The organism is Pseudomonas alcaligenes (assembly GCF_014490745.1).
Lineage (GTDB): Bacteria > Pseudomonadota > Gammaproteobacteria > Pseudomonadales > Pseudomonadaceae > Aquipseudomonas > Aquipseudomonas alcaligenes_C.
In genome coordinates, this window is record NZ_LZEU01000001.1 from 1,640,568 (window position 1) to 1,662,125 (window position 21,558).

17 protein-coding genes and 4 tRNA genes are annotated in these 21,558 nt (G+C 66.3%); 15 read left to right on the top strand and 6 right to left on the bottom strand.

Annotation, left to right across the window (positions count from 1 at the left end; translation table 11 throughout):
• Positions 1-62 precede the first annotated feature (62 nt).
• Positions 63-1,259: an amino acid aminotransferase gene (locus tag A9179_RS07330; RefSeq protein ID WP_187805170.1), complete on the bottom strand. Its 1,197-nt coding sequence runs from the start codon at positions 1,257-1,259 to the stop codon at positions 63-65.
• Between the two features lie 187 nt (positions 1,260-1,446).
• On the opposite strand from A9179_RS07330, the gene uvrB reads away from it, so the two are divergent.
• Positions 1,447-3,462 (top strand): excinuclease ABC subunit UvrB, encoded by a 2,016-nt coding sequence (gene uvrB, locus A9179_RS07335; protein WP_187805171.1) that lies wholly within the window; start codon positions 1,447-1,449, stop codon positions 3,460-3,462.
• A 203-nt stretch (positions 3,463-3,665) separates the two neighbouring features.
• Here uvrB and A9179_RS07340 read toward each other — a convergent pair whose 3' ends face one another.
• From A9179_RS07340 to A9179_RS07350, 3 genes are read right to left on the bottom strand one after another with little or no spacing between them, the layout of a single operon-like run.
• The gene (locus A9179_RS07340; protein ID WP_187805172.1) at positions 3,666-4,565 is read right to left on the bottom strand and encodes an EamA family transporter; all 900 of its coding nucleotides are present in this window, start codon (positions 4,563-4,565) and stop codon (positions 3,666-3,668) included.
• Positions 4,566-4,614: 49 nt separating this feature from the next.
• Positions 4,615-6,165, bottom strand: a complete 1,551-nt coding sequence (locus A9179_RS07345) for an MDR family MFS transporter (RefSeq protein WP_223123178.1) — start codon at positions 6,163-6,165, stop codon at positions 4,615-4,617.
• The gene (locus A9179_RS07350; protein WP_187805173.1) at positions 6,155-7,192 is read right to left on the bottom strand and encodes an HlyD family secretion protein; all 1,038 of its coding nucleotides are present in this window, start codon (positions 7,190-7,192) and stop codon (positions 6,155-6,157) included. The genes A9179_RS07345 and A9179_RS07350 overlap by 11 nt, the downstream gene beginning before the upstream one ends.
• A 108-nt stretch (positions 7,193-7,300) precedes the next feature.
• On the opposite strand from A9179_RS07350, the gene A9179_RS07355 reads away from it, so the two are divergent.
• The 12 genes from A9179_RS07355 (at position 7,301) to A9179_RS07410 (ending at position 15,661) form a co-directional block, all read left to right on the top strand.
• Positions 7,301-8,218: a LysR family transcriptional regulator gene (locus tag A9179_RS07355; RefSeq protein WP_187805174.1), complete on the top strand. Its 918-nt coding sequence runs from the start codon at positions 7,301-7,303 to the stop codon at positions 8,216-8,218.
• Positions 8,219-8,258: 40 nt separating this feature from the next.
• Positions 8,259-9,740, top strand: a complete 1,482-nt coding sequence (gltX, locus tag A9179_RS07360) for a glutamate--tRNA ligase (RefSeq protein ID WP_187805175.1) — start codon at positions 8,259-8,261, stop codon at positions 9,738-9,740.
• A gap of 112 nt (positions 9,741-9,852) precedes the next feature.
• A tRNA-Ala gene (locus A9179_RS07365) sits at positions 9,853-9,928 on the top strand.
• 47 nt (positions 9,929-9,975) lie between these two features.
• A tRNA-Glu gene (locus A9179_RS07370) sits at positions 9,976-10,051 on the top strand.
• Between the two features lie 43 nt (positions 10,052-10,094).
• Positions 10,095-10,170: transfer RNA gene (locus A9179_RS07375), tRNA-Ala, on the top strand.
• A 48-nt stretch (positions 10,171-10,218) separates the two neighbouring features.
• Positions 10,219-10,294 (top strand) — tRNA-Glu (locus A9179_RS07380).
• A 160-nt stretch (positions 10,295-10,454) separates the two neighbouring features.
• Positions 10,455-10,994 carry a TetR/AcrR family transcriptional regulator gene (locus A9179_RS07385; protein ID WP_187805176.1) on the top strand — a complete coding sequence of 180 codons (540 nt, stop codon included), beginning with the start codon at positions 10,455-10,457 and terminating at the stop codon, positions 10,992-10,994.
• Between the two features lie 39 nt (positions 10,995-11,033).
• On the top strand, positions 11,034-11,900 hold the full coding sequence (locus A9179_RS07390) for an alpha/beta fold hydrolase (RefSeq protein ID WP_187805177.1): 867 nt from the start codon (positions 11,034-11,036) through the stop codon (positions 11,898-11,900).
• Between the two features lie 96 nt (positions 11,901-11,996).
• Positions 11,997-12,662 (top strand): 6-phosphogluconolactonase, encoded by a 666-nt coding sequence (locus tag A9179_RS07395; RefSeq protein ID WP_187805178.1) that lies wholly within the window; start codon positions 11,997-11,999, stop codon positions 12,660-12,662.
• 86 nt (positions 12,663-12,748) lie between these two features.
• Entirely contained in the window at positions 12,749-14,563 is a 1,815-nt protein-coding gene (gene edd, locus A9179_RS07400; protein ID WP_187805179.1) for a phosphogluconate dehydratase, read from the top strand.
• A 1-nt stretch (position 14,564) separates the two neighbouring features.
• The gene (locus A9179_RS07405) at positions 14,565-15,215 is read left to right on the top strand and encodes a bifunctional 4-hydroxy-2-oxoglutarate aldolase/2-dehydro-3-deoxy-phosphogluconate aldolase (RefSeq protein ID WP_187805180.1); all 651 of its coding nucleotides are present in this window, start codon (positions 14,565-14,567) and stop codon (positions 15,213-15,215) included.
• The gene (locus A9179_RS07410; RefSeq protein ID WP_187805181.1) at positions 15,212-15,661 is read left to right on the top strand and encodes an acyl-CoA thioesterase; all 450 of its coding nucleotides are present in this window, start codon (positions 15,212-15,214) and stop codon (positions 15,659-15,661) included. Before A9179_RS07405 ends, A9179_RS07410 begins: the two co-directional genes overlap by 4 nt.
• Positions 15,662-15,665: 4 nt before the next feature.
• Here the strand turns inward: A9179_RS07410 and A9179_RS07415 are convergent, their stop codons facing one another.
• Complete coding sequence (locus A9179_RS07415) at positions 15,666-16,061, bottom strand: hypothetical protein (RefSeq protein ID WP_187805182.1); 396 nt, start codon at positions 16,059-16,061, stop codon at positions 15,666-15,668.
• Between the two features lie 113 nt (positions 16,062-16,174).
• On the opposite strand from A9179_RS07415, the gene A9179_RS07420 reads away from it, so the two are divergent.
• Positions 16,175-17,164, top strand: a complete 990-nt coding sequence (locus A9179_RS07420) for a tRNA dihydrouridine synthase (RefSeq protein ID WP_187805183.1) — start codon at positions 16,175-16,177, stop codon at positions 17,162-17,164.
• Between the two features lie 103 nt (positions 17,165-17,267).
• Entirely contained in the window at positions 17,268-17,717 is a 450-nt protein-coding gene (locus A9179_RS07425) for an Hsp20 family protein (RefSeq protein ID WP_187805184.1), read from the top strand.
• A 107-nt stretch (positions 17,718-17,824) separates the two neighbouring features.
• Here the strand turns inward: A9179_RS07425 and A9179_RS07430 are convergent, their stop codons facing one another.
• Positions 17,825-21,505: a PAS domain S-box protein gene (locus tag A9179_RS07430; protein ID WP_187805185.1), complete on the bottom strand. Its 3,681-nt coding sequence runs from the start codon at positions 21,503-21,505 to the stop codon at positions 17,825-17,827.
• Positions 21,506-21,558 lie beyond the last annotated feature (53 nt).

Below are 21,558 nucleotides of genomic sequence, written 5' to 3' on the forward strand. Positions count from 1 at the left end.
GGTGCGTATCCTACTGATTAAAAAAGAGAAGTCAAGCCTTGGCGGTGACTTCTCTGTTCGTCTCAGAGAACTTCGGCGATGGCCTTGGTGACCGCGTCGAGGTTGCTGTGGTTCAGGGCGGCGACGCAGATGCGACCGGTGCCTACGGCATAGATGGCGAATTCGTTCTTCAGGCGTTCCACCTGCTCGGCGGTCAGGCCGGAGTAGGAGAACATGCCGCGCTGGCGGGCCACGAAGCTGAAGTCGCGCTTGGCGCCCTGGGCAGCCAGTTGCTCGACCATGGCCAGGCGCATGCCGCGGATGCGCTCGCGCATCTCGCCCAGTTCCTGCTCCCACAGAGCGCGCAGTTCGGGGCTGTTGAGCACGCTGGCGACCACAGTGGCGCCGTGGGTCGGCGGGTTGGAGTAGTTGGTGCGGATCACGCGCTTGGCTTGCGACAGCACGCGGCCGGCTTCTTCCTTGCTGGCGGTGACGATGGACAGCGCGCCGACGCGCTCGCCGTACAGCGAGAAGGATTTGGAGAAGGAGCTGGAAACGAAGAACGGCAGGCCGGACTCGGCGAACAGGCGTACGGCAAAGGCGTCCTGGTCGATGCCTTCGCCGAAGCCCTGGTAGGCGATGTCGAGGAAGGGCACGTGCTCACGCTCGCGCAGCACTTCCAGCACGGCTTTCCAGTCGTCCAGGCTCAGGTCGACGCCGGTCGGGTTGTGGCAGCAGGCGTGCAGCACCACGACGGAGCGGGCCGGCAGGCTCTTCAGGTCTTCCAGCAGACCAGCGCGGTTCACGCCGTTGGTCGCCGCGTCGTAGTAGCGGTAGTTCTGTACCGGGAAGCCGGCGGACTCGAACAGGGCGCGATGGTTTTCCCAGCTCGGGTCGCTGATGGCGACCACGGCACCCGGCAGCAGGCGCTTGAGGAAGTCGGCGCCGGTCTTCAGCGCGCCGGTACCGCCGACAGCCTGAGTGGTGACCACGCGGCCTTCGGCCAGCAGGGCGGAGTCTGCGCCGAACAGCAGTTTCTGCACGGCGCTGTCGTAGGCGGCGATGCCTTCGATCGGCAGATAGCCGCGCGGGGCGTGGGCCTCGATGCGCGCCTTCTCGGCCTCGGCAACGGCGCGCAGCAGCGGAATCCGGCCTTCCTCGGTGAAGTAGACGCCAACACCCAGGTTGACCTTGGTGGTGCGAGGGTCGGCATTGAAGGCTTCATTCAGGCCCAGGATGGGGTCGCGCGGTGCCATTTCGACGGCAGAGAACAGACTCATTATGCGGCAGCTCGGAGAGGGAGGTGGGAAACCGGCAACGCCTAGTCAAAACTGGAACTAGGGAGTTGCGTAATCGGGCCGGTATTATAGCGGCCTAGCTTGTGCGCGGCGACAGCGCCGGCACGCTTTACGATAGCTATGACGCTGGTTTCGCCGCCGCGTCACAGCCACTCGCCGAGGATTGCCGATGTCCCAGTTTCAGCTCGTCACCCGCTTCAAGCCAGCTGGCGATCAGCCGGAGGCCATTCGTCAGATGGTCGAAGGCCTGCAGGCCGGTCTGTCGCACCAGACCCTGCTCGGCGTAACCGGCTCGGGCAAGACCTTCAGCATCGCCAACGTGATCGCCCAGATCCAGCGCCCGACCCTGGTGCTGGCGCCCAACAAGACCCTGGCCGCGCAGCTCTATGGCGAGTTCAAGAGCTTCTTCCCGAACAACGCGGTGGAGTACTTCGTCTCCTACTACGACTACTACCAGCCGGAGGCCTATGTGCCGGCCTCCGACACCTTCATCGAGAAGGATGCCTCGATCAACGACCATATCGAGCAGATGCGCCTGTCGGCGACCAAGGCGCTGATCGAGCGCCCGGATGCCATCGTGGTCACCACGGTGTCCTGCATCTACGGCCTGGGCAGCCCCGAGGAGTACCTGAAAATGGTGCTGCACCTCGACCGTGGCGACAAGATGGATCAGCGCGATCTGCTGCGCCGCCTGGCCGAGCTGCAGTACACCCGCAACGACATGGATTTCGCCCGTGCCACCTTCCGCGTGCGTGGCGATGTGATCGACATCTTCCCGGCCGAATCGGAGCTGGAGGCGATCCGCGTCGAGCTGTTCGACGACGAGGTGGAAAGCATTTCCGCCTTCGATCCGCTGACCGGCGAGGTGATCAAGAAGCTGCCGCGCTTCACCTTCTATCCCAAGAGCCACTATGTGACCCCGCGCGAGACCCTGCTCGGGGCGGTGGAGCAGATCAAGGTCGAGCTCAAGGAGCGCCTGGACTACCTGCGCGGCAACAACAAGCTGGTCGAGGCGCAGCGCCTGGAGCAGCGTACCCGCTTTGATCTGGAGATGATCCTCGAGCTGGGCTACTGCAACGGCATCGAGAACTACTCGCGCTACCTCTCCGGGCGCGGCCCCGGCGAGCCACCGCCGACCCTGTACGACTACCTGCCCGACGAAGCGCTGCTGGTGATCGACGAATCCCACGTGTCGGTGCCGCAGGTTGGCGCCATGTACAAGGGTGACCGCTCGCGCAAGGAAACCCTGGTGGAGTACGGCTTCCGCCTGCCCTCGGCGCTGGACAACCGGCCCATGCGCTTCGAGGAGTGGGAGGCGGCCAGCCCGCAGACCATCTTCGTTTCCGCCACGCCCGGGCCTTACGAGGCCGAGCACGCCGGGCGGGTGGTCGAGCAGGTGGTGCGCCCGACCGGCCTGGTCGATCCGCAGATCGAAGTGCGCCCGGCGCGCACCCAGGTCGACGACCTGCTCTCGGAAATCCGCAAGCGCGTGGCCCTGGAGGAGCGCGTGCTGGTCACCACCCTGACCAAGCGCATGGCCGAGGATCTCACCGACTACCTGGCCGACCACGACGTCAAGGTGCGCTACCTGCACTCGGACATCGACACGGTGGAGCGGGTGGAGATCATCCGCGATCTGCGCACCGGCGCCTTCGACGTGCTGGTGGGGATCAACCTGCTGCGCGAGGGCCTGGACATGCCCGAGGTGTCGCTGGTGGCGATTCTCGATGCGGACAAGGAAGGTTTCCTGCGTTCCGAGCGCTCGCTGATCCAGACCATCGGCCGGGCGGCGCGCAACCTCAATGGCCGGGCGATCCTGTATGCCGACAACATGACCGGCTCGATGGAGCGCGCCATCGGCGAGACGGAGCGGCGGCGCAACAAGCAGATCGCCTTCAACGAGGCCAACGGCATCGTGCCCAAGGGCGTGAAGAAGGATATTCGCGACATCCTCGAAGGCGCCACCGTGCCTGGCGCGCGCAGCAACAAGCGCAAGGGCATGGCCAAGGCGGCGGAGGAGAGCGCGCGTTACGAGGCCGAGCTGCGCTCACCCAGCGAGATCAGCAAGCGTATCCGTCAGCTCGAAGAGAAGATGTACCAGCTGGCTCGCGATCTGGAGTTCGAGGCCGCCGCGCAGTTGCGCGACGAGATCCACAAGCTGCGCGAGCGCCTGCTGCAGGTCTGATAGCCCAGAACTTGTCTCGGAGCTTTTGAGCTAGAGCCAGGCAAGGCGAAATTGGGCGAGGACGCGGAGTTTACGAGGTGTAAATGAGCAGTACTCGTTTCACTCACCCTCCGGGCCGCGCTAAAGCGCGTTAGCCGCAAGCAGCTTGCCGAGCCCAATTTCAACGCAGTATGGCCGACGATCAGAATCTCCGAGGCGGGTTCTCAGCGGCGCCCGAAGATGATCAGCGACACCCCGCCCAGGGTCGCCAGGCAGGCCGCGCCGGCGCTCAGGCTGAGTTGTTCGCCGAGGATCAGGAAGCCCAGCAGCAGTGCCACCACCGGGTTGACGAAGGCGAAGGTCGACACCAGGCTCGGGCGCACCTCGCGCAGCAGCCAGAAGTAGGCCGGGTATACGCCCAGGCTCACTGGCAGTACCAGATAGGCCAGCCACAGCCAGCCATGCACGGACAGATTGGTCAGGTGCAGGGCTTGCCAGTCGCCATGCCAGAGGCCGATGACCGCCAGCACGACGGCGCCGATCAGCATCTGCAGGCTGAGGCCGAACCAGCTGGAGCGGAATGGTGCGCGCTGGCGCATCCACCAGGCGCCGACCGCCCAGAGCAGGGTGGCCAGCAGCACCAGGGCACCAGAGAACCACTGCAGCGGCCCGGCATCGCTGCCCAGGCCATTGCTCATCAGCAGCACGATGCCGCCGCTGGCCAGCGCCAGGCCGAGCAGTACCCAGAGTGGCGGGCGTTCGCCGAGCAGCCATTCCAGCGCCACGCTCCATAGCGGCAGGGTGGTATAGAGCATGGCCAGCAGGCCGGTCGGCAGGTGCAGGTTGGCGTAGATCAGCGCGCCTTGGCCGATGGCGATCAGCAGCAGGCCGCCGATCAGGGCGCTGCCCCAGTTGCCGGGTTGCACATGGGCTTCACCGCGGCTGGCGGCCCACAGCAGGGCCAGCAAGCCGGCGAACAGGAAGCGCAGGGTGCCGATGATGAAGGGCGGCAGTTCGCGCAGGAGGAAGTGGTTGGCCAGGTAGGTGGTGCCCCAGCCGATGTAGATGACCAGGAAGGCACCGATCAGCAGAAGGGAGCGGGAACGGCTAGCGGAGGCGGGCATTGCGGAACCTTAACGACGACACGCCACTTGTGGTGGCGTGTGCGGCTTATTAGTGGGCAGCGCCGCCGGTGGTGCCCGGTGGCAGTGCGCGGGTCAGGAGCACGGCGATCATGCTGATGGCCAGTGCCAGTCCGACGAAATGGAAGGCGTCATTGTAGGCCATGATCGCCGCCTGCTGGTGGACGATCTGGCTCAGCTTGCCCAGGGCCGCCTGCTGGCTGCCGAGCTGTTCGGCGAGCAGCGCCAGACGCTCGTCCACCTGTGGGTTGCCCGGTACCAGGGCTTCGCGCAGGTAGTCGAAGTAGATCTTGGTTCGGCTGTCGAGCAGGGTGGCGAGCAGGGCGATGCCGATGGCGCCGCCGAGGTTGCGCAGGATGTTGAACAGGCTCGAGGCCGAGCCGGCATCCTGGGCCTGGATGTAGGCCGTGGCGATCAGCGAGATGGTCACCATCACAAAGGGCTGGCCGATGGCGCGGATGATCTGGATCTGGTGGAACTGTTCGCCGGCAAAGTCCGGGTTGAGGATGCCGGAGGCGAAGCTGGACAGGCCGAACAGGCCGAAACCCATGGCGCAGAGCAGTTTCGGCGTGATGTATTTCATCAGCTTGGGCACCAGCGGGATGATCAGCAGCTGCGGCAGCCCGGCCCACATGATCACTTCACCGATCTGCAGGGCGTTGTAGTTGTGCACCTGGGCCAGGTACAGCGGCAGCAGATAGATCGAGCCATACAGGCCGACCCCCATGCCCAGGCCGGCGATGCTGGTCAGGCCGAAGTTGCGTTCGCCGAGGATGCGCAGGTTGATCAGCGGGTTGGGCTTGGATAGCTGCAGGATGACGAACAGGATCAGGCTGATGACGGCGATGGAGCCGAGGCCGACGATCAGGTTCGACTCCAGCCAGTCCTTGCGGTGGCCTTCCTCGAGGAACACCTGCAGGCAGCCGAGGCCCAGCGCCAGGGTGACGATGCCGGCATAGTCGGTGCTCTTCAGCAGCTCCCAGTGTGGCGCCTTCTTCTCCAGGCCGTACATCAGGCCGGCGATCATCAGCAGGCCCGGCGGCACGTTGATGTAGAAGATGTATTCCCAGCCCCAGTTCTCCGTCAGCCAGCCGCCCAGGGTCGGGCCGATGGAGGGGGCGAAGGTGGCAGTGATGGCGAACAGCGCCATGCCGCGCGCGCGGTGGTGTTCCGGCAGCTTGATCAGGGTCAGGGTGAACGCCAGGGGGATCAGCGCGCCGCCGGTGAAGCCCTGCAGGGCGCGGAACACGATCATGCTCTCCAGGTTCCAGGCGAACGAGCAGAGCAGCGAGGAGGCGAGGAAGCCCAGCGATACCCACACGGCCAGGCGCCGCGCCGAGAGCAGCTGCACCAGCCAGGCGGTGAGCGGGATCATGATGATCTCGGCCACCAGGTAGGAGGTGGAGATCCACGAACCTTCTTCCAGGGTGGCCGACAGCGCGCCCTGGATGTCCTTCAGCGAGGAGTTGGTGATCTGGATATCCAGCACCGCCATGAAGGCGCCGAGCATGGCGCTCATCACGGCAATCCAGTCGCGCCGGCTCGGCTCTCCGACTGGGCGGATCAGTGCATCACCGGCCATCGCGGATGTCGACCTTGACCTCGACCGACATGCCCGGGCGGATCTTGCCCTTGAGCGGGTTGTCCGCGGCGAAGGTCAGCTTCACCGGAATGCGCTGCACCACCTTGGTGAAGTTGCCGGTGGCGTTGTCCGGCGGCAGCAGGCTGAACTGCGCGCCAGAGGCGGCGAACAGGCTGTCGATCGAGCCTTCGATCGGGGTGTCCGGGTAGGCGTCGAAGACCAGTTCGGCGTGTTGGCCGACCTGCATCTTGCCGATCTGGGTTTCCTTGAAGTTGGCCTGCACCCAGATGTCGTCGCTCGGCACGATCGACAGCAGGTAGGCGCCGGCCTGTACCACCTGGCCGTTGCGCGCCGAGCGCTGGCCGACGATGCCGCTGAGCGGGGCGTGAATCTGCGTGCGCTCGAGGTTGAGCTCGGCCTGGGCGATGTCGGCGCGGGCATTGGCGATCTGGGCTTCGAGGCGTTTGACCTCGGCATTCAGTGCATCCACCTGCTGGCGCTGGGCGCTCAGGTCGGCCTCGGCCTTGGCCAGCTGCGAGCGGGCCACGCGGCTGTCGGCGGAGAGGGTGGTAACCCGCTCTTCGGAGACATAGCCGGGCTTGCGCAGGGTCTGCGCGCGGGACAGGTCGATCTGCGCGCGGCTCAGGGTGGCTTCGCTGGCGCCGACATCGGCCTTGCTCGCGGCGATCAGGCTCGATTGCTGGGTCAGGCGGCTCTGCGCCTGGGTCAGTTCGGCCTCGCGGGTGGCCAGGGCGGCACGGGCGCGATCCAGGGCCAGCTGGAAGTCAGCGGATTCGAGGGTGGCCAGCAGCTGGCCCTTTTCCACATGCTGGTTGTCCTGCACCAGAACCTGCTCGATGCGGGCATTGAGTTGGCTGGAAACCCGGGTGATCTCGCCCTGGACGTAGGCGTTGTCGGTGCTCTCGTGGAAGCGCCCGACCAGCAGCCAGTGTCCGAACAGAACCAGGCCGACCGCGACGAGGAGGGCGATGAAGACGGACAGGCGGCGTTGCAATTGTGCGGGCATGACGGGGGCTCGAACGGAGGGGGCGTAAGTGTAAGCGAATCTAACAGTGTTGCTGTGGAGTATATAGACGATAGAATCGCCAAACTTTGTTGCTTATTGGGAACAATCATGGGGCTTGATGATGCTCTGATCTTCACCCGGGTCGTGGAGTGCCACAGTTTTACCCAGGCGGCGCAGAGCCTGGGCATGCAGAAATCCACGGTCAGTCGGCGCATCGCCCTGCTTGAGGAGCGCCTGGGCGTACGCCTGCTCAATCGCACCACGCGCAAGCTGCGCCTGACCGAAGTGGGGCAGGCCTACTACGAGCGCTGTCGGCAGATCATGCTCGACTTCGCTGAAGCCGAGCAGGCGGTGATGCAGTTGCAACAGGAGCCTTCCGGCTTGCTGCGCATCACCGCGCCTATCGAGTTCGGTCAGCTGTTCCTCGGCAGTGTGCTGGGGCAATTCATGCGCCAATACCCGCAGATCAGCGCCGAAGTGGAGCTGACCTCGCGTGAAGTCGACCTGGTCGAGGAGGGCATCGACATCGCCATCCAGATCGGCCAGCCGCAGGACTCGACCCTGATCGCGCGCAAGCTGTTCCAGAGCAGCCGACACCTGTGTGCCAGCCCCGAGTACCTGGCCCAGCACGGCACGCCGAGCAGCTCGCGGGAGCTGGCCAGCCATCGGGCGATCCTCTTGCCGCAGGACTCGCTGCGCTACTGGCCGCTGCTCGGCGAGAACATCGCCTGCCAGCGGGTGCTGTCGTGCAACAACATCACCCTGGCGCGCGAGGCGGCCCAGGCCGGCGCCGGGATTGCCGCGCTGCCGGTAATGATCAGCGGCGAGGCGCTGCGCAGCGGGCGACTGGTCGAGGTGTTGCCGGGCATCCGTCTGCCGGTAGGCGAGCTGTACGCCGTCTACCCTTCGCGGCGTTTCCAGGCAATGAAGGTGAAGACCTTCCTCGACTTCCTCATGGCCAGCCTGCCGGGCCCCGCCGGGCTGCTGGAGCCGGTGCCGGGCGGCCTGCTAACATCGCGCCCCTGAGTATTCCCATTCGTTTCGCTTCTTTGTTTCGAGAGCCGTCATGACCAAAGTCCGCACCCGTATTGCGCCGTCGCCCACCGGTGATCCGCACGTCGGTACCGCCTACATCGCCCTGTTCAACCTGTGCTTTGCCCGTCAGCACGGCGGCGAGTTCATCCTGCGCATCGAGGACACCGATCAGCTGCGTTCGACCCGCGAGTCCGAGCAGCAGATCTTCGACGCCCTGCGCTGGCTGGGCATCGAGTGGAACGAAGGCCCGGACGTCGGCGGCCCGCACGGCCCCTACCGGCAGAGCGAGCGTGGTGCGATCTACAAGAAGTACTCGGACGAGCTGGTCGCCAAGGGCCATGCCTTCCCGTGCTTCTGCTCCGCCGAGCGCCTGGACCAGGTGCGCGCCGAGCAGATGGCGAAGAAGGAAACCCCGCGCTACGATGGCCACTGCATCCATATCGCCCCAGACGAGGCGCAAAAGCGCATCGCCGCTGGCGAGTCCCATGTGGTGCGCATGAAGGTGCCGAGCGAAGGCGTCTGCGTGGTGCCGGACATGCTGCGTGGCGACGTGGAGATCCCGTGGGATCGCATGGACATGCAGGTGCTGATGAAGGCCGACGGCCTGCCCACCTACTTCCTGGCCAACGTGGTCGACGACCACCTAATGGAAATCACCCACGTCCTGCGCGGCGAGGAGTGGCTGCCGTCGGCGCCGAAGCTGATCAAGCTGTACGAGTACTTCGGCTGGGAGCAGCCCAAGCTCTGCTACATGCCGCTGCTGCGCAATCCGGACAAGTCCAAACTGTCCAAGCGCAAGAACCCCACCTGCATCACCTTCTACGAGCGCATGGGCTTCATGCCCGAGGCGCTGCTCAACTACCTGGGCCGCATGGGCTGGTCGATGCCGGACGAGCGCGAGAAGTTCTCTCTGGCCGAGATGATCGAGCACTTCGACCTGTCGCGCGTCTCGCTCGGTGGGCCGATCTTCGATATCGAGAAACTGTCCTGGCTCAACGGCCAGTGGCTGCGCGAGCTGCCGGTGGAGCAGTTCGCCAAGCGCGTGCAGGACTGGGCCTTCAATTCCCAGTACCTGATGCAGATCGCCCCGCACGTGCAGCAGCGCGTCGAGACCTTCAGCGACATCGCACCGCTGGGCAGTTTCTTCTTCAGCGGCGGCGTGCAGCTCGATCCTGCGTTGCTGGCGCACAAGAAGCTGTCTCCTGACCAGGTGCGCCAGTCCCTGCAGCTGCTGCTGTGGGAGCTGGAGGCGCTGCGCCAGTGGGACAAGGAGAAGATCACCGCTTGCATTCAGTTCGTCTGTGAGGGCCTCGGCCTCAAGCTGCGCGACCTGATGCCGCTGATCTTCCCTGCCATCACCGGCAAGGCCAGTTCGGTCTCGGTGCTGGATGCCATGGAAATCCTCGGCGCCGATCTGTCGCGCTTCCGTCTGCGCCAGGCTATCGAGCTGCTCGGTGGCGTAAGCAATGGCGAGAGCAAGGAGTGGAAGAAACTGCTGGAAAGCTTCCGCTGAGCGGGGTGCGAGGGTAAGTGGTTGTTCTTTCGACGAAAAATATTCGAGTCGAATGAAAAATAGTGTTGACAGCCTGAGCCCTCGAACCTAATATGCGCCCCGTCCAAGCGACGGGGCTATAGCTCAGCTGGGAGAGCGCTTGCATGGCATGCAAGAGGTCGACGGTTCGATCCCGTCTAGCTCCACCAAATTGCCACCGAATGAATTCCAGCGCATTCGGGTAAATGAAGGATTTGTCCCCTTCGTCTAGTGGCCTAGGACACCGCCCTTTCACGGCGGTAACAGGGGTTCGAGTCCCCTAGGGGACGCCACTTCACGCAGTGCTTGCACTGCACGTCGAGAGACGCAAAATCCGGGGCTATAGCTCAGCTGGGAGAGCGCTTGCATGGCATGCAAGAGGTCGACGGTTCGATCCCGTCTAGCTCCACCAATTCCACACAAGGCCAGCCTAGTGCTGGCCTTGTCTTTCGAAGGTTTTGTCCCCTTCGTCTAGTGGCCTAGGACACCGCCCTTTCACGGCGGTAACAGGGGTTCGAGTCCCCTAGGGGACGCCATTTTTACCCGCTATGCGGGCTTTTGAAGGGTCATTCCGAATGGAATGGCCCTTTTGTTTTTCCGCCTTAGAAACTTCTCACCCGACCAGCGGCTGGGCAGCTGGCTTGCGCGTTTATATTTCGTGCGTAATATTATGATCGTAATCTTAAGGAGGCTGCCATGCACGAGAAGAAGGCCAGAACCCGCGAACGAATAGTCGATGCGGCAACCCGGGCGCTGATTCGCCGTGGCCCGGTCGAGCCGAGCGTGGGTGAGGTGATGGGCAGCCTCGGGCTGACGGTGGGCGGCTTCTATGCCCACTTTGCCAGCAAGGATGCGCTGATGCTGGAAGCCTTCTGCAGTCTGCTGCAGCGCCGTCGCGACATGCTGCGGCAGCTCGATGGCAGCTTGTCGGCCGTGGAACGGCGAGTCTTGGCGGCGACCTTCTATCTGTCGCGCCGGCATCGCGACAGCGAGCGCGATGCCTGCCCGCTGCCGGCCGCGCTGAGCGCCCTGGAGCGTCTGCCCGAGCCGTTCCGTGCCGAGCTGGAGCGCCACCTCGAACTGATGGTGGCCGATCTGGCGGGTTGCCCGGAGGACAGCGACAAGGCCTTGGCCGATCTGGCCCTGATGGTGGGTGGCCTGGCCCTGGCGCGTGCGCTGGGGGAGGGCGGGTTGTCCGATCGAATTCTGCGTGCCGCCAGAACGGCGGTGATCTAGAGCATGCCCGCAGGGCGGGCGAGTGAGAGGAGAGGCAAAATGAGCAGCATGAACTGGGTTCGTGGCTTCAATGCCACTGTCGGCCGTCTGGCTCCGGATCTGGTAGCCAGCAAGATGCACCGTGCCTTCCTCACCCCGCGCGAGCTGCCGCCGCGCGACTGGGAGCTGCCGCTGCTGGCCGATGCTGAACGCATTACCCTGCGCTTCGGCCTGTCGGCACTGCGCTGGGGGCAGGGGCCGGCGGTGCTCCTGATGCACGGCTGGGAGGGCCGGCCGACGCAGTTCGCCAGCCTGATCCGCGCCCTGGTGCGCGCCGGCTACGGCGTGGTGGCGCTGGACGGCCCGGCCCATGGCCGCTCGCCCGGCTACGAGGCCAATGTGGTGCTGTTCGCCCGTGCGCTGCTGGAGGCGGCCAGCGAGCTGCCGCCGCTGCATGCGGTGATCGGCCATTCGATGGGCGGCGCTGGCGCCTTGCTGGCGACTCAGCTGGGCCTGCGCACCGAAGCCCTGGTGACCATTGCCGCGCCGGCGCGCATCCTCGGTGCCCTGCGCCGCTTCGCCCACTTTGTCGGCCTGCCGAAAGAGGCGCGGGCGCGCTTCGTCAGCAAGGTCGAGCAGAGCGCCGGCATGCCGGTAGCGCGGGTGGATGTGGCGCACTATGCGCTGACCATGCCGGGCCTGGTGGTGCATGCGCGGGACGACCAGATGGTGCCCTTCAGCGAGGCCGAGAGCATTCATCAGGCCTGGCCGGGCAGCCGCCTGCTGAGCCTGCCGAGCGGCGGGCACAGCAAGCCGTTGGGCGATGCTCGGCTGGTGGAGGCGGTGCTGGAGCTGCTCGGCAATGCCGACCTGGCGGCCGCGGGGCAGCGGCAGCTGCTAAGCCCGGCTCTACGCGTCGCCTCTTGAGGTGGTCGGCCTGCCGCTCGCCTTGGCGTGCGGCAGGCTTGGGGGATTGGCGCGCTTGCCGCATCATGCAGGCCTGCTTGCCGCGATGGTGCCGCCATGCCCGATGTTGTCCTGCACGAGTTTCCCGATCGTAGCGCCTGTTGCCAGCAGCTGGCGCTGGATCTGGCCGCTGTCCTGCGCGCTGCGCTGCAGCAGCGTGAACGTGCCAGCCTGCTGTTGCCCGGCGGCAGCAGCCCGCAGGCACTGTTGCCGCTGCTGGCGGCCGAGCGCCTGGACTGGGCGCGGGTCGATCTGAGCCCGACGGACGAGCGCTGGGTGCCGGCTGCCGCGGCGCAAAGCAACTACCGCCTGCTCGGTGAGGGGCTGCCGCTGGCTCGCGTTCTCGATCCACGCCAGGGGGCAGCCACCCTGGAGCAGGCGGCGCAGCGCTGGCAGGCTTGCCTGCAGCACCTGCAGCCGTTCGCCGCGGTACTGCTGGGCATGGGCGAGGACGGCCATTTCGCTTCGCTGTTCCCCGACATGCCTGGCCTGTCTGCGGCTCTCGACCCGCAAGCCGCACCGGCGGTGCTTGCGGCGCTGGCGCCCAGCGAGCCGCGCCAGCGGCTGTCGCCGAATCTGGCCATGCTCTGCCACAGCCGGTGGCTGGGGCTGCTGGCTTTTGGCGCGGCCAAGCGGCAGCTGCTCGAGGCGCCTGCCGATCTGCCGCTGCAGGCGCTGCTCGGCAATGGCCGGCAGACCGTGCAGGTCTACTGGGCGCCCTGAGCAGCCGGTCGCCCTGTCCGGAGCGCGCCAGAGCAGGGCGCTAACCGTTACACTCAGGGCGAAGAGACTGGAAAGCGGATGTGCTGATGCTTAACCCCGTTGTCGAACAGGTTACTCACGCTCTGGAGCAGCGCTCGGCGCCGCGTCGGGCTGCCTACCTGGCACGCCTCGACGAGGCCACCCGGCGCCCGCCGCGCCAGGCCCTGAGCTGCTCCAATCTGGCTCACGCCCTGGCTGCGCAGGACGCCGACGCGCGACTGATCATCAGGCAGGGCGGTGCCGCGCATATCGCCATCGTTTCCAGCTACAACGACCTGCTCTCTGCCCATGCGCCGCTGCGCGACTACCCCGAGCGGCTCAAGCAGGCCCTGGCCCGGCATGGAGCCACGGCTCAGTTCGCTGCCGGGGTGCCGGCCATGTGCGACGGCATCACCCAGGGCGAGGCGGGCATGCAGCTGTCGCTGTTCTCCCGCGACCTGATCGCCCAGGCCACGGCCATCGGCCTGACCCATGCCATCTTCGATGGCGCCCTGTACCTCGGGGTGTGCGACAAGATAGTCCCGGGCCTGCTGATCGGCGCCCTGCAGTTCGGCCATCTGCCAGCGGTTTTCGTCCCGGCCGGGCCCATGCATTCCGGCTTGGCCAACAAGGACAAGGCCGCCGTGCGCCAGCGCTATGTACGTGGCGAAGTCAGCCGCGAGGAGCTGCTCGCCGCCGAGCTGGCCGCCTACCACGAGGCCGGCACCTGCACTTTCTACGGCACCGCCAATACCAATCAGTTGCTGATGGAGGCCATGGGCCTGCACGTGCCGGGCAGCGCCTTCGTCCATCCCTATACACCACTGCGCGATGCGCTGACCGACGAAGCGGCGCGCCTGGTGGCGCGCAATAGCCCGCGGGGCGAGCGTTACCTGCCGGTGGGCCGGCAGATCGATGCGCGGGCGCTGGTCAATGCCGTGGTGGCGCTGCTGGCCAGCGGTGGCTCGACCAACCACGGCCTGCACCTGCCGGCAATTGCCCGCGCGGCCGGCTACACCCTGACCTGGGAGGACTTCGCAGCCCTGTCCAGGGTGGTGCCGCTACTGGCGCGGGTCTACCCCAATGGCGCGGCCGACGTGAACCAGTTCCAGGCCGCCGGAGGGCCGGCCTGGCTGATTCGCGAGCTGCTCGGTGGCGGGCTGTTGCATGGTGATGTCCCGACTGCGGCCGGCGAGACGCTGGCCGACTATGCCCGCGAGCCGTGGCTGGATGGCGAGCGCCTGGCCTGGCGCGAGTTGCCGGCGCAGAGCCCGGCGCCGGACATCGTACGACCGCTGGCCAGCCCGTTCCTGACCGAGGGCGGGCTGTGTCTGCTGCAGGGCAACCTGGGGCGGGCCATGCTCAAGACCTCGGCGGTCGATCCGGCCCATTGGCGGGTGCGGGCGCCGGCACGGGTATTCGCCAGCGAGGCGGCGGTGCAGGCGGCCTACCAGGCCGGCGAGCTGCAGGGCGACCTGGTGCTGGTGGTGCGCTTCCAGGGGCCGCGTGCCAATGGCATGCCGGAGTTGCACAAGCTGATGCCGCTGCTGGCCAACCTGCAGGCGGCCGGCCAGCGCGTTGCACTGGTCACCGATGGCCGTTTGTCCGGGGCCTCCGGGCAGGTACCGGCGGCCCTGCATGTTACCCCCGAGGCGGCTGCCGGCGGTGCCCTGGCGCGCCTGCGCGATGGTGATCTGATCGAAGTGGATGCCGAGGCCGGTGTGCTTCGGGTGGAACTCGAGCCGTCACAGCTGGCACTGCGCGAGGTGGCCGCGGCGCCAGTGGGGCTGGCCGCCGGCTACGGCCTAGAACTGTTCGCCGGGCAGCGCCGCCTGGTTGGCCCGGCTGACCGCGGGGCAAGTATTTTCGATGAGGGAGACTGACATGAGTCTGACGATGGACAAGGTGCTGCAGCTGGCGCGACCGGTATTGCCGGTGCTGGTGATCGAGGACAGCTCGCTGGCCGTGGATCTGGCGCGTGCCCTGCACGCCGGCGGGATCAAGGTGCTCGAAGTGACCCTGCGCACGCCGCGTGCCCTGGACGCCCTGGCGGCGATCCGCCAGGCCCTGCCGGAGCTGCTGGTAGGCGCCGGCACGCTGATCCACACCGAGCAGTTCCAGGAAGCCCGCGACGCCGGTGCCCAGTTCACTGTCAGCCCCGGCTGCACCGAGCGCCTGGCGGCGGCGGCGGAGGATTCCGGGCTGCCCTACCTGCCGGCGGTGATGACGCCGTCCGAGGTGCTGCTGGCCCTGGAGTACGGCTACCGCTCGCTCAAGCTGTTCCCGGCCAACGGCACCACCAGCGTGAAGATGCTGAAGAGCTTCAAGGGGCCGTTCACCGGCATCCGTTTCTGCCCCACCGGCGGCATCACTGCCGACAACCTGCTGAGCTTCCTGCGCCTGCCCAACGTGGCCTGCGTGGGCGGCACCTGGATCGCCCCGGACAACCTGATCCGTGCCCGTGCCTGGGATCAGATCACCCAGCTCGCCAGCGAGGCCTGCGCCCTGGCCGCCAGCGTGGAGGGGCGGCCATGAGCTGGGATCTGCCGCAGCCTTTCGTCATCGACCTGAGCGTGCTTGCCGACGATATCGACGGCCTCGGGCATGCCAACAACGCGGTCTATGTCAGCTGGCTGGAGCGCTGCGCCTGGCGTCATTCGCAACATCTGGGCCTGGATCTGGCCGAATACCGTCGTCTGGATCGGGCCATGGCCGTGCTGCGTCACGAAATCGACTACCTGGCCGCCGCCTACGAGGGTGAGGAACTGCAGATGGCCACCTGGATCGTCGAGTCCGATCACAAGCTGAAGATGACCCGGCACTTCCAGCTGTGGCGCCCGGCCGATGCCAGCACCCTGCTGCGGGCCAAGACCACCTTCGTCTGCATCGAGCTGTCCACTGGCAAGCCCAAGCGCATGCCGGCGGAGTTCATCGAGGGCTACGGCCAGGCCCTGCTGGAGCCCTATCCGCTGCAGCTGTAAGGCTTCAGTTGAACATCGGGGCGAGAAACACCTGGCCGGGCTCGACGCGGATGGCGAACTGGCGGGTTTCGCCGGGGGCGAGCAGGATCGACTGGGTTGCGCTGGGGCCATTGCCGGCGCAGTAGCCGGCGGAGCTCAGGGCCACGGCCACGCTGACCCGGCCGCTGGGCAGGTCGAACAGGGTGTTCTTGCCCGGGCCGAGACGGGCGACCAGGCGCTGATTCAGGTAAATCTCCACATCGCAGGCATTCGGCGCATTGCTGTTGCGACTGAAGATCAGTCGTCCCGGCGAGTCGGGCGCGGCTGCCTGGGGGACGTGGTGAACGCCTCGCGGGATGAAGGTGCCGGCCATGCTCGCACCACAGCTCAGGCAGGCGATCAGCAGCAGGAAATAGCGCATGGGGTACTCCTTGGACGAGACGCTTGCAGTGTGGATCATGGCTGCCGTCGGGCAAGTCTTGCATGGCGGCGGGCGGGCCTTACACTACGCGCCCCGTTTTCCCGGATAGTCCCATGCAAATCGCCCTGGCGCCCATGGAAGGGTTGGTCGACGAAATCCTCCGCGATGTACTGACCCGTGTCGGCGGCATCGACTGGTGCGTGACCGAATTCATCCGCGTCAGCGACCGTCTGCTGCCGGCTTCCCACTTTCGCAAGCTGGCCCCGGAGCTGGCCACGGCCTCGCATACCCGCAGCGCCACGCCGGTACGCCTGCAGCTGCTCGGCTCCGATCCGGCCTGCCTGGCGGACAACGCCGCCTATGCCTGCAAGCTGGGGGCGCCGGTGATCGACCTCAACTTCGGCTGCCCGGCCAAGACGGTGAACAAGTCGCGCGGTGGCGCCGTGCTGCTCAAGGAACCGGAGCTGCTGCATGCGATTCTCTGCGAAGTGCGCCGGGCGGTGCCGCGCGAGATCCCGGTGACGGCCAAGATGCGCCTGGGCTTCGACAGCCCGGATGGTGCCCTGGATTGCGCGCGGGCCCTGGCCGAGGGGGGCGCCTCGCAGATCGTGGTGCACGCGCGCACCAAGGTTGATGGCTACAAGCCGCCGGCGCACTGGGAGTGGGTGGCGCGGGTGCAGGACACGGTCAGCGTGCCGGTGTATGCCAACGGCGAAATCTGGAGCGTGGAAGACTGGCGGCGTTGCCGCGAGATCAGCGGCGCCGAGGACATCATGCTCGGTCGCGGCCTGGTATCGCGCCCGGATCTGGCCCGGCAGATCGCCGCCGCCCGTGCCGGTCAGGAGCTGGCGCCGATGAGCTGGGTGGAGTTGCAGCCGCTGCTGCAGGACTTCTGGCTGCAGGCTCGGCGCAAGATCGCCCCGCGCTATGCACCGGGCCGGCTCAAGCAGTGGCTGGCGATGCTGACCCGTAGCTACCCGCAGGCCAGCGAGCTGTTCAGCGCCCTGCGCCGGGAGAATGACTGCGCGCGCATCGATGCACTGCTCGGCTGTCAGAGCGTCGCTTATGCGGCGCCCGCAGAGACCTGCGACGAGCCGGCGTGAAGTTGGGCTTGAAATTGTTTTGCGTGTCCATATCTAAGGGCATACGGGATGCCGAAGTCGGGTCCCGCGATCAACCTACTCGCTGAAACTCAGGAGATATGACATGAGCACTGCATTTTCCATGGCCCCGTTGTTCCGCCATTCCGTTGGTTTCGACCGCTTCAACGACCTGTTCGAGTCGGCTCTGCGCAGCAACGACGCGGGCAGTTCCTACCCGCCCTACAACGTCGAGAAGCATGGCGAGGATCAGTACCGCATCGTGGTCGCGGCTGCCGGCTTCCAGGACGAGGATCTGGAACTGCAGGTCGAGCGTGGCGTGCTGACCGTCACGGGTGGCCGGCGTGAGCGCAGCGCTGAAAGCGTGACCTACCTGCATCAGGGTATTGCCCAGCGCGGCTTCAAGCTGTCGTTCCGCCTGGCCGACCATATCGAGGTCAAGGCCGCCAGCCTGATCAATGGCCTGCTCAATATCGACCTGGTGCGCATCGTGCCGGAAGAGGCCAAGGCCAAGCGCATCCCCATCGGCAGCCAGAAGCCGGCCCTGCAGAGCTGATCGGCTCGGGGTAAAAACAAGGGGCGCCAGTGGCGCCCCTTGTCGTTTCTGCCCGGTAGGTTGTGGTTGAGTGTAGCGAAGTCCGGCGTGCGTGTTGTCTGTTGGGTTCAGTGTGCCATTGCCGGCTTGCGATTATGCCGCAGCAGCTCGTGGAAGGCCGTTAGCGGCAGCGGCTTGCTGAACAGATAGCCCTGGTAGAAGTGGCAGCCCTGCTGCAGCAGGAACTCCAGCTGTTCGGGTTGTTCCACGCCCTCGGCGATCATTTCCAGGTTGAGGCTGCGGGCCATGGCGACGATGGCGCGGATGATCTCGGCATCGTTGGGGTCGCTGGTGGCGTCGCGCACGAACGACTGGTCGATCTTCAGCACGTCGACCGGCAGGCGCTTGAGGTAGGTCAGCGAGCTGTAGCCGGTGCCGAAGTCGTCCATGGCGAAGCTGATGCCGAGTTTCTTCAGGCGATGCATCTTGGCGATGGTGTCGTCGAGGTTCTGGATCACGATGCCTTCGGTGATTTCCAGCTTGAGCATGCGGCTGGGCAGGCCGCTATCGGCCAGGCCGCGTTCGACCAGCTCGACGAAGCTGTGCTGGCGGAACTGCCGCGGGCTGATGTTCACGCACAGCTGGAAGCTGCGCCCGTCCACCAGGCCGTCGCGCAGCAGGCGGGCACAGGCGCGGCAGGCCTCGTGCAGCACCCAGGTGCCGGCCTCGAGGATCAGTCCGCTTTCTTCCAGTACCTGGATGAACTGCGCTGGCGACTGTGGGCCGAGGCTTGGGTGAGTCCAGCGCAGCAGGGCCTCGCAGCCAACAATCAGGCCGCTGCGGGCGTCCACCTGGGGCTGGTAGTAGAGCTCGAATTCGTGGCGGGCCAGGGCCTGGCGCAGGTCGTTTTCCAGGCGCAGGCGCTCGCTGGCGGCGTCCTGCATGGACTGGCGGAAGATCTGCACGGTGTTGCGCCCGGTGTCCTTGGCCCGGTACAGGGCGATGTCGGCGCGCTTGAGCAGGTCGGTGGGGTTGTCGCCGTGATCCGGCAGCAGGGCGATGCCGATGCTCGGCGTCACCTGCAGGCGATGGCCGTCCAGCAGCATCGGCTCGGCCAGCCGGGTGCGCAGCTTCTCGGCGATCTGCCGCACCTGCTGGGTGATCTCGCGGCGCTTGCCCTCCAGGCCAGAGAGCAGCACGACGAACTCGTCACCGCCCAGGCGCGCTACCGTGTCTTCCTCGCGCACGCTGGCTTCCAGGCGCGCGGTGACCATCTTCAGCACGGCGTCGCCGACCGGGTGGCCTAGGGAGTCGTTGATGTGCTTGAAGTGGTCGAGGTCAAGGAACAGCAGGGCGCCGTGCAGGTCGTGGCGCTTGAGCAGGGCGATCTGCTGCACCAGGCGATCCATCAGCAGGGCACGGTTGGGCAGGTTGGTCAGCGGGTCGTGGTAGGCCAGGTGGCGCACCTGGGCCTGGGCGTCCTTCAGCTCGCTGATGTCGCGGGCGGTGAGCAGCAGGCAGGGGGTATTGTCGAGCTCGATCGGCTCCACTGAGACTTCCACCAGGCGCGAGCTGCCGTCGCGGTGCATGCCGTGCATTTCCAGGTGGTAGACGCGGCCATCGCGCTTGATCGCCTCGATCATGCGGGCGCGCTCGTCGGGGTTGTTCCACACGTTCAGCTCGCGGGCGGTGCGCCCGATGACTTCCTCGGTGCGGTAGCCGGTGAGGCGGCAGAAACCTTCGTTGACCTCGATAAAGCGGCCGCTGTCGCGCTCGGTGATGGTGATGGCGTCCGGGCTGGAGTGGAAGGCCTTGGCGAACTTCTCCTGGCTGGCCTTGAGTGCCGCCTCGGCCTGCTGGCGTTCGCTGATGTCGCGGAAGGTGGTGGTGATGCACAGCTGGCGTTCGACGCGGATAAAGCGGCTGGATACCACGCAGGTCAGCTCGCGGCCGTCCTGGGTGCGGAAACGCGCGATTTCGTTGCTCAGGTGCTGCTGCTGGGTCAGCTTGGCGAACAGCTCGTGGCGCTGGCGCTCGTCGGCCCAGAAGCGAATCTCCGGGGCGCTGTGCCCGACTATCTGCTCGGGCTGCCAGCCGAAGGTCTGGGTGAAACTGGGGTTGATCTCGATGAACACGCCATCGCGGATGCGCGACACGCAGATCGGCTCGGGGCTGGCCTGGAACAGGGTGACGAACTTCTCTTCCGAGGCGGCCAGGCGCTGCTCGCGCAGCATGCGCTCGCTGATGTCCATGAGGATGCCGGCCATGCGCAAGGGCTTGCCCTGGGCGTCGAGGTAGAGCTTGGCAGTGCTTTCCAGGAAATGCACCTCGCCATTGGCGAAGCGCGCGCGGTAGGTCAGCTGGTAGTCATGGCGCTTGCCGGCAACCACGTCGCGGTAGGCCTTGCGCATGTTGGCCTGGTCGCTGTCCGGCACGTGGCGGAAGAAGGTCTCGAACTCGCCGTGGTAGGGCTCGGCCGGCAGGCCATGGAGGGTGGCGGCGCGCTCCGAGCCATAGAGGGTGCCGCTGGGGATGTGCCAGTCCCAGGTGCCGAGGTTGGCCGAGTCGAGGGCCAGGGTCAGGCGCTCGCGGCTTTCCAGCAGATCCTGCTCCTGCTGGCGCTGCAAGGTGATGTCGCGCACGTTGAGCACCAGGCAGGTCTGCCCGGCCAGCTCGATTTCCCCGCCGTAGAGCAGGTTATGGCTGAGCTGGCCGGTGCGGCTGAACAGCTCCACCTCGAGGTTGTGGAAGCTGCCGTCCTGGCTCAGGGCGTCGAGCATTTTCTGGCGATCCTCGGGGCGGGCCCAGATGCCCAGCTCCAGCGAGGTGCGACCGACGGCTTCTTCCTTGCTCCAGCCGAACTGGCGCTCGAAGGCCGGGTTGATCTCGAGGAAGCGACCGTTGCTCTTGTCGGTGATCACCACCGCGTCGGGGGTGTGCAGGAAGGCCTTGGCGAACTTCTCTTCGCTGGCGCGCAGGGCTGCTTCGGCCTGCTTGCGCTCGCTGGTGTCGAGGAAGGTGCACAGCAGCATGGCCTGGCCGTCCAGCTCGAGGTACTGGCTGCTCAGCATGCCGTCCAGTGGTCGGCCGCTGCGGGTGCACAGGCGAGCCTCTAGGATCACCGGTTCCGGGCTGTTACGGGTCAGCTCGCGCATGCGCAGGCGCTGTTCGGGATCGGCCCAGATCGCCAGTTCCAGGGTGGTGCTGCCGATGATTTCCTCGGCGCTCCAGCCGAACAGGCTGCTGAAGTGCTGGTTGGCTTCGATGATCCGGCTGTCGCTGTAGCGCACCAGCATCACCGCGTCGGGGCTGAGGTGGAACAGGCTGGAAAAGCGCCGTTCGGACTCGCTCAGGGCCTTGGCGCGCATCTGCTGGGCGGTGATATCGCGGATCACGCCGAACACCCGGGTGCGGCCGTCGCTGTCGATCTGCGGGCGGCCGCTGATCTCCAGCCAGTGCAGGCTGCCATCCGGCCAGCGGATGCGGTGGCGCAGGGCGGTGGGGTTGGGGCGGCCGGCCAGCACGTCCTGGAACAGGGCGATGACCGATGGGCGTTCTTCTTCGGGAATCAGCTCGATGTAGTCGATGCGCTTGGGCAGCGGTTTCTTCGGGTCGAGGCCGAACAGTGCCTGGGCCCCGCGCGACCAGCTGACCTTGCCGCTCTCGATGTCCCAGTACCAGGCGCCGAGGTGCGCACCATTGAGGGCGGCGAGCAGGCGCGGGGCGTCATGCCAGGTCTTTTCGAACTCGACGGGATCGAGGGCGGGAATGAAGGGGAGCGGCGGCTGGGGCTTGCGGGATTTCGGCATTGCGGCTCATCCGATGCACGGCAAGGCGTATACGCCCGGCTGGAACTGGCGCG

What these genes read in the sequence shown, in the direction of transcription:
- A9179_RS07340 (WP_187805172.1), bottom strand. Translation starts at nt 4,565, where the DNA reads ATGCCCGCCTCCGCTAGCCGTTCCCGCTCCCTTCTGCTGATCGGTGCC.
- A9179_RS07395 (WP_187805178.1), top strand. Translation starts at nt 11,997, where the DNA reads ATGCCCGATGTTGTCCTGCACGAGTTTCCCGATCGTAGCGCCTGTTGC.
- A9179_RS07405 (WP_187805180.1), top strand. Translation starts at nt 14,565, where the DNA reads ATGAGTCTGACGATGGACAAGGTGCTGCAGCTGGCGCGACCGGTATTG.
- A9179_RS07420 (WP_187805183.1), top strand. Translation starts at nt 16,175, where the DNA reads ATGCAAATCGCCCTGGCGCCCATGGAAGGGTTGGTCGACGAAATCCTC.
- A9179_RS07390 (WP_187805177.1), top strand. Translation starts at nt 11,034, where the DNA reads ATGAGCAGCATGAACTGGGTTCGTGGCTTCAATGCCACTGTCGGCCGT.
- A9179_RS07345 (WP_223123178.1), bottom strand. Translation starts at nt 6,165, where the DNA reads ATGGCCGGTGATGCACTGATCCGCCCAGTCGGAGAGCCGAGCCGGCGC.
- gltX (WP_187805175.1), top strand. Translation starts at nt 8,259, where the DNA reads ATGACCAAAGTCCGCACCCGTATTGCGCCGTCGCCCACCGGTGATCCG.
- A9179_RS07430 (WP_187805185.1), bottom strand. Translation starts at nt 21,505, where the DNA reads ATGCCGAAATCCCGCAAGCCCCAGCCGCCGCTCCCCTTCATTCCCGCC.
- edd (WP_187805179.1), top strand. Translation starts at nt 12,749, where the DNA reads ATGCTTAACCCCGTTGTCGAACAGGTTACTCACGCTCTGGAGCAGCGC.
- A9179_RS07425 (WP_187805184.1), top strand. Translation starts at nt 17,268, where the DNA reads ATGAGCACTGCATTTTCCATGGCCCCGTTGTTCCGCCATTCCGTTGGT.
- A9179_RS07410 (WP_187805181.1), top strand. Translation starts at nt 15,212, where the DNA reads ATGAGCTGGGATCTGCCGCAGCCTTTCGTCATCGACCTGAGCGTGCTT.
- A9179_RS07415 (WP_187805182.1), bottom strand. Translation starts at nt 16,061, where the DNA reads ATGCGCTATTTCCTGCTGCTGATCGCCTGCCTGAGCTGTGGTGCGAGC.
- A9179_RS07350 (WP_187805173.1), bottom strand. Translation starts at nt 7,192, where the DNA reads ATGCCCGCACAATTGCAACGCCGCCTGTCCGTCTTCATCGCCCTCCTC.
- A9179_RS07330 (WP_187805170.1), bottom strand. Translation starts at nt 1,259, where the DNA reads ATGAGTCTGTTCTCTGCCGTCGAAATGGCACCGCGCGACCCCATCCTG.
- A9179_RS07355 (WP_187805174.1), top strand. Translation starts at nt 7,301, where the DNA reads ATGGGGCTTGATGATGCTCTGATCTTCACCCGGGTCGTGGAGTGCCAC.
- A9179_RS07385 (WP_187805176.1), top strand. Translation starts at nt 10,455, where the DNA reads ATGCACGAGAAGAAGGCCAGAACCCGCGAACGAATAGTCGATGCGGCA.
- uvrB (WP_187805171.1), top strand. Translation starts at nt 1,447, where the DNA reads ATGTCCCAGTTTCAGCTCGTCACCCGCTTCAAGCCAGCTGGCGATCAG.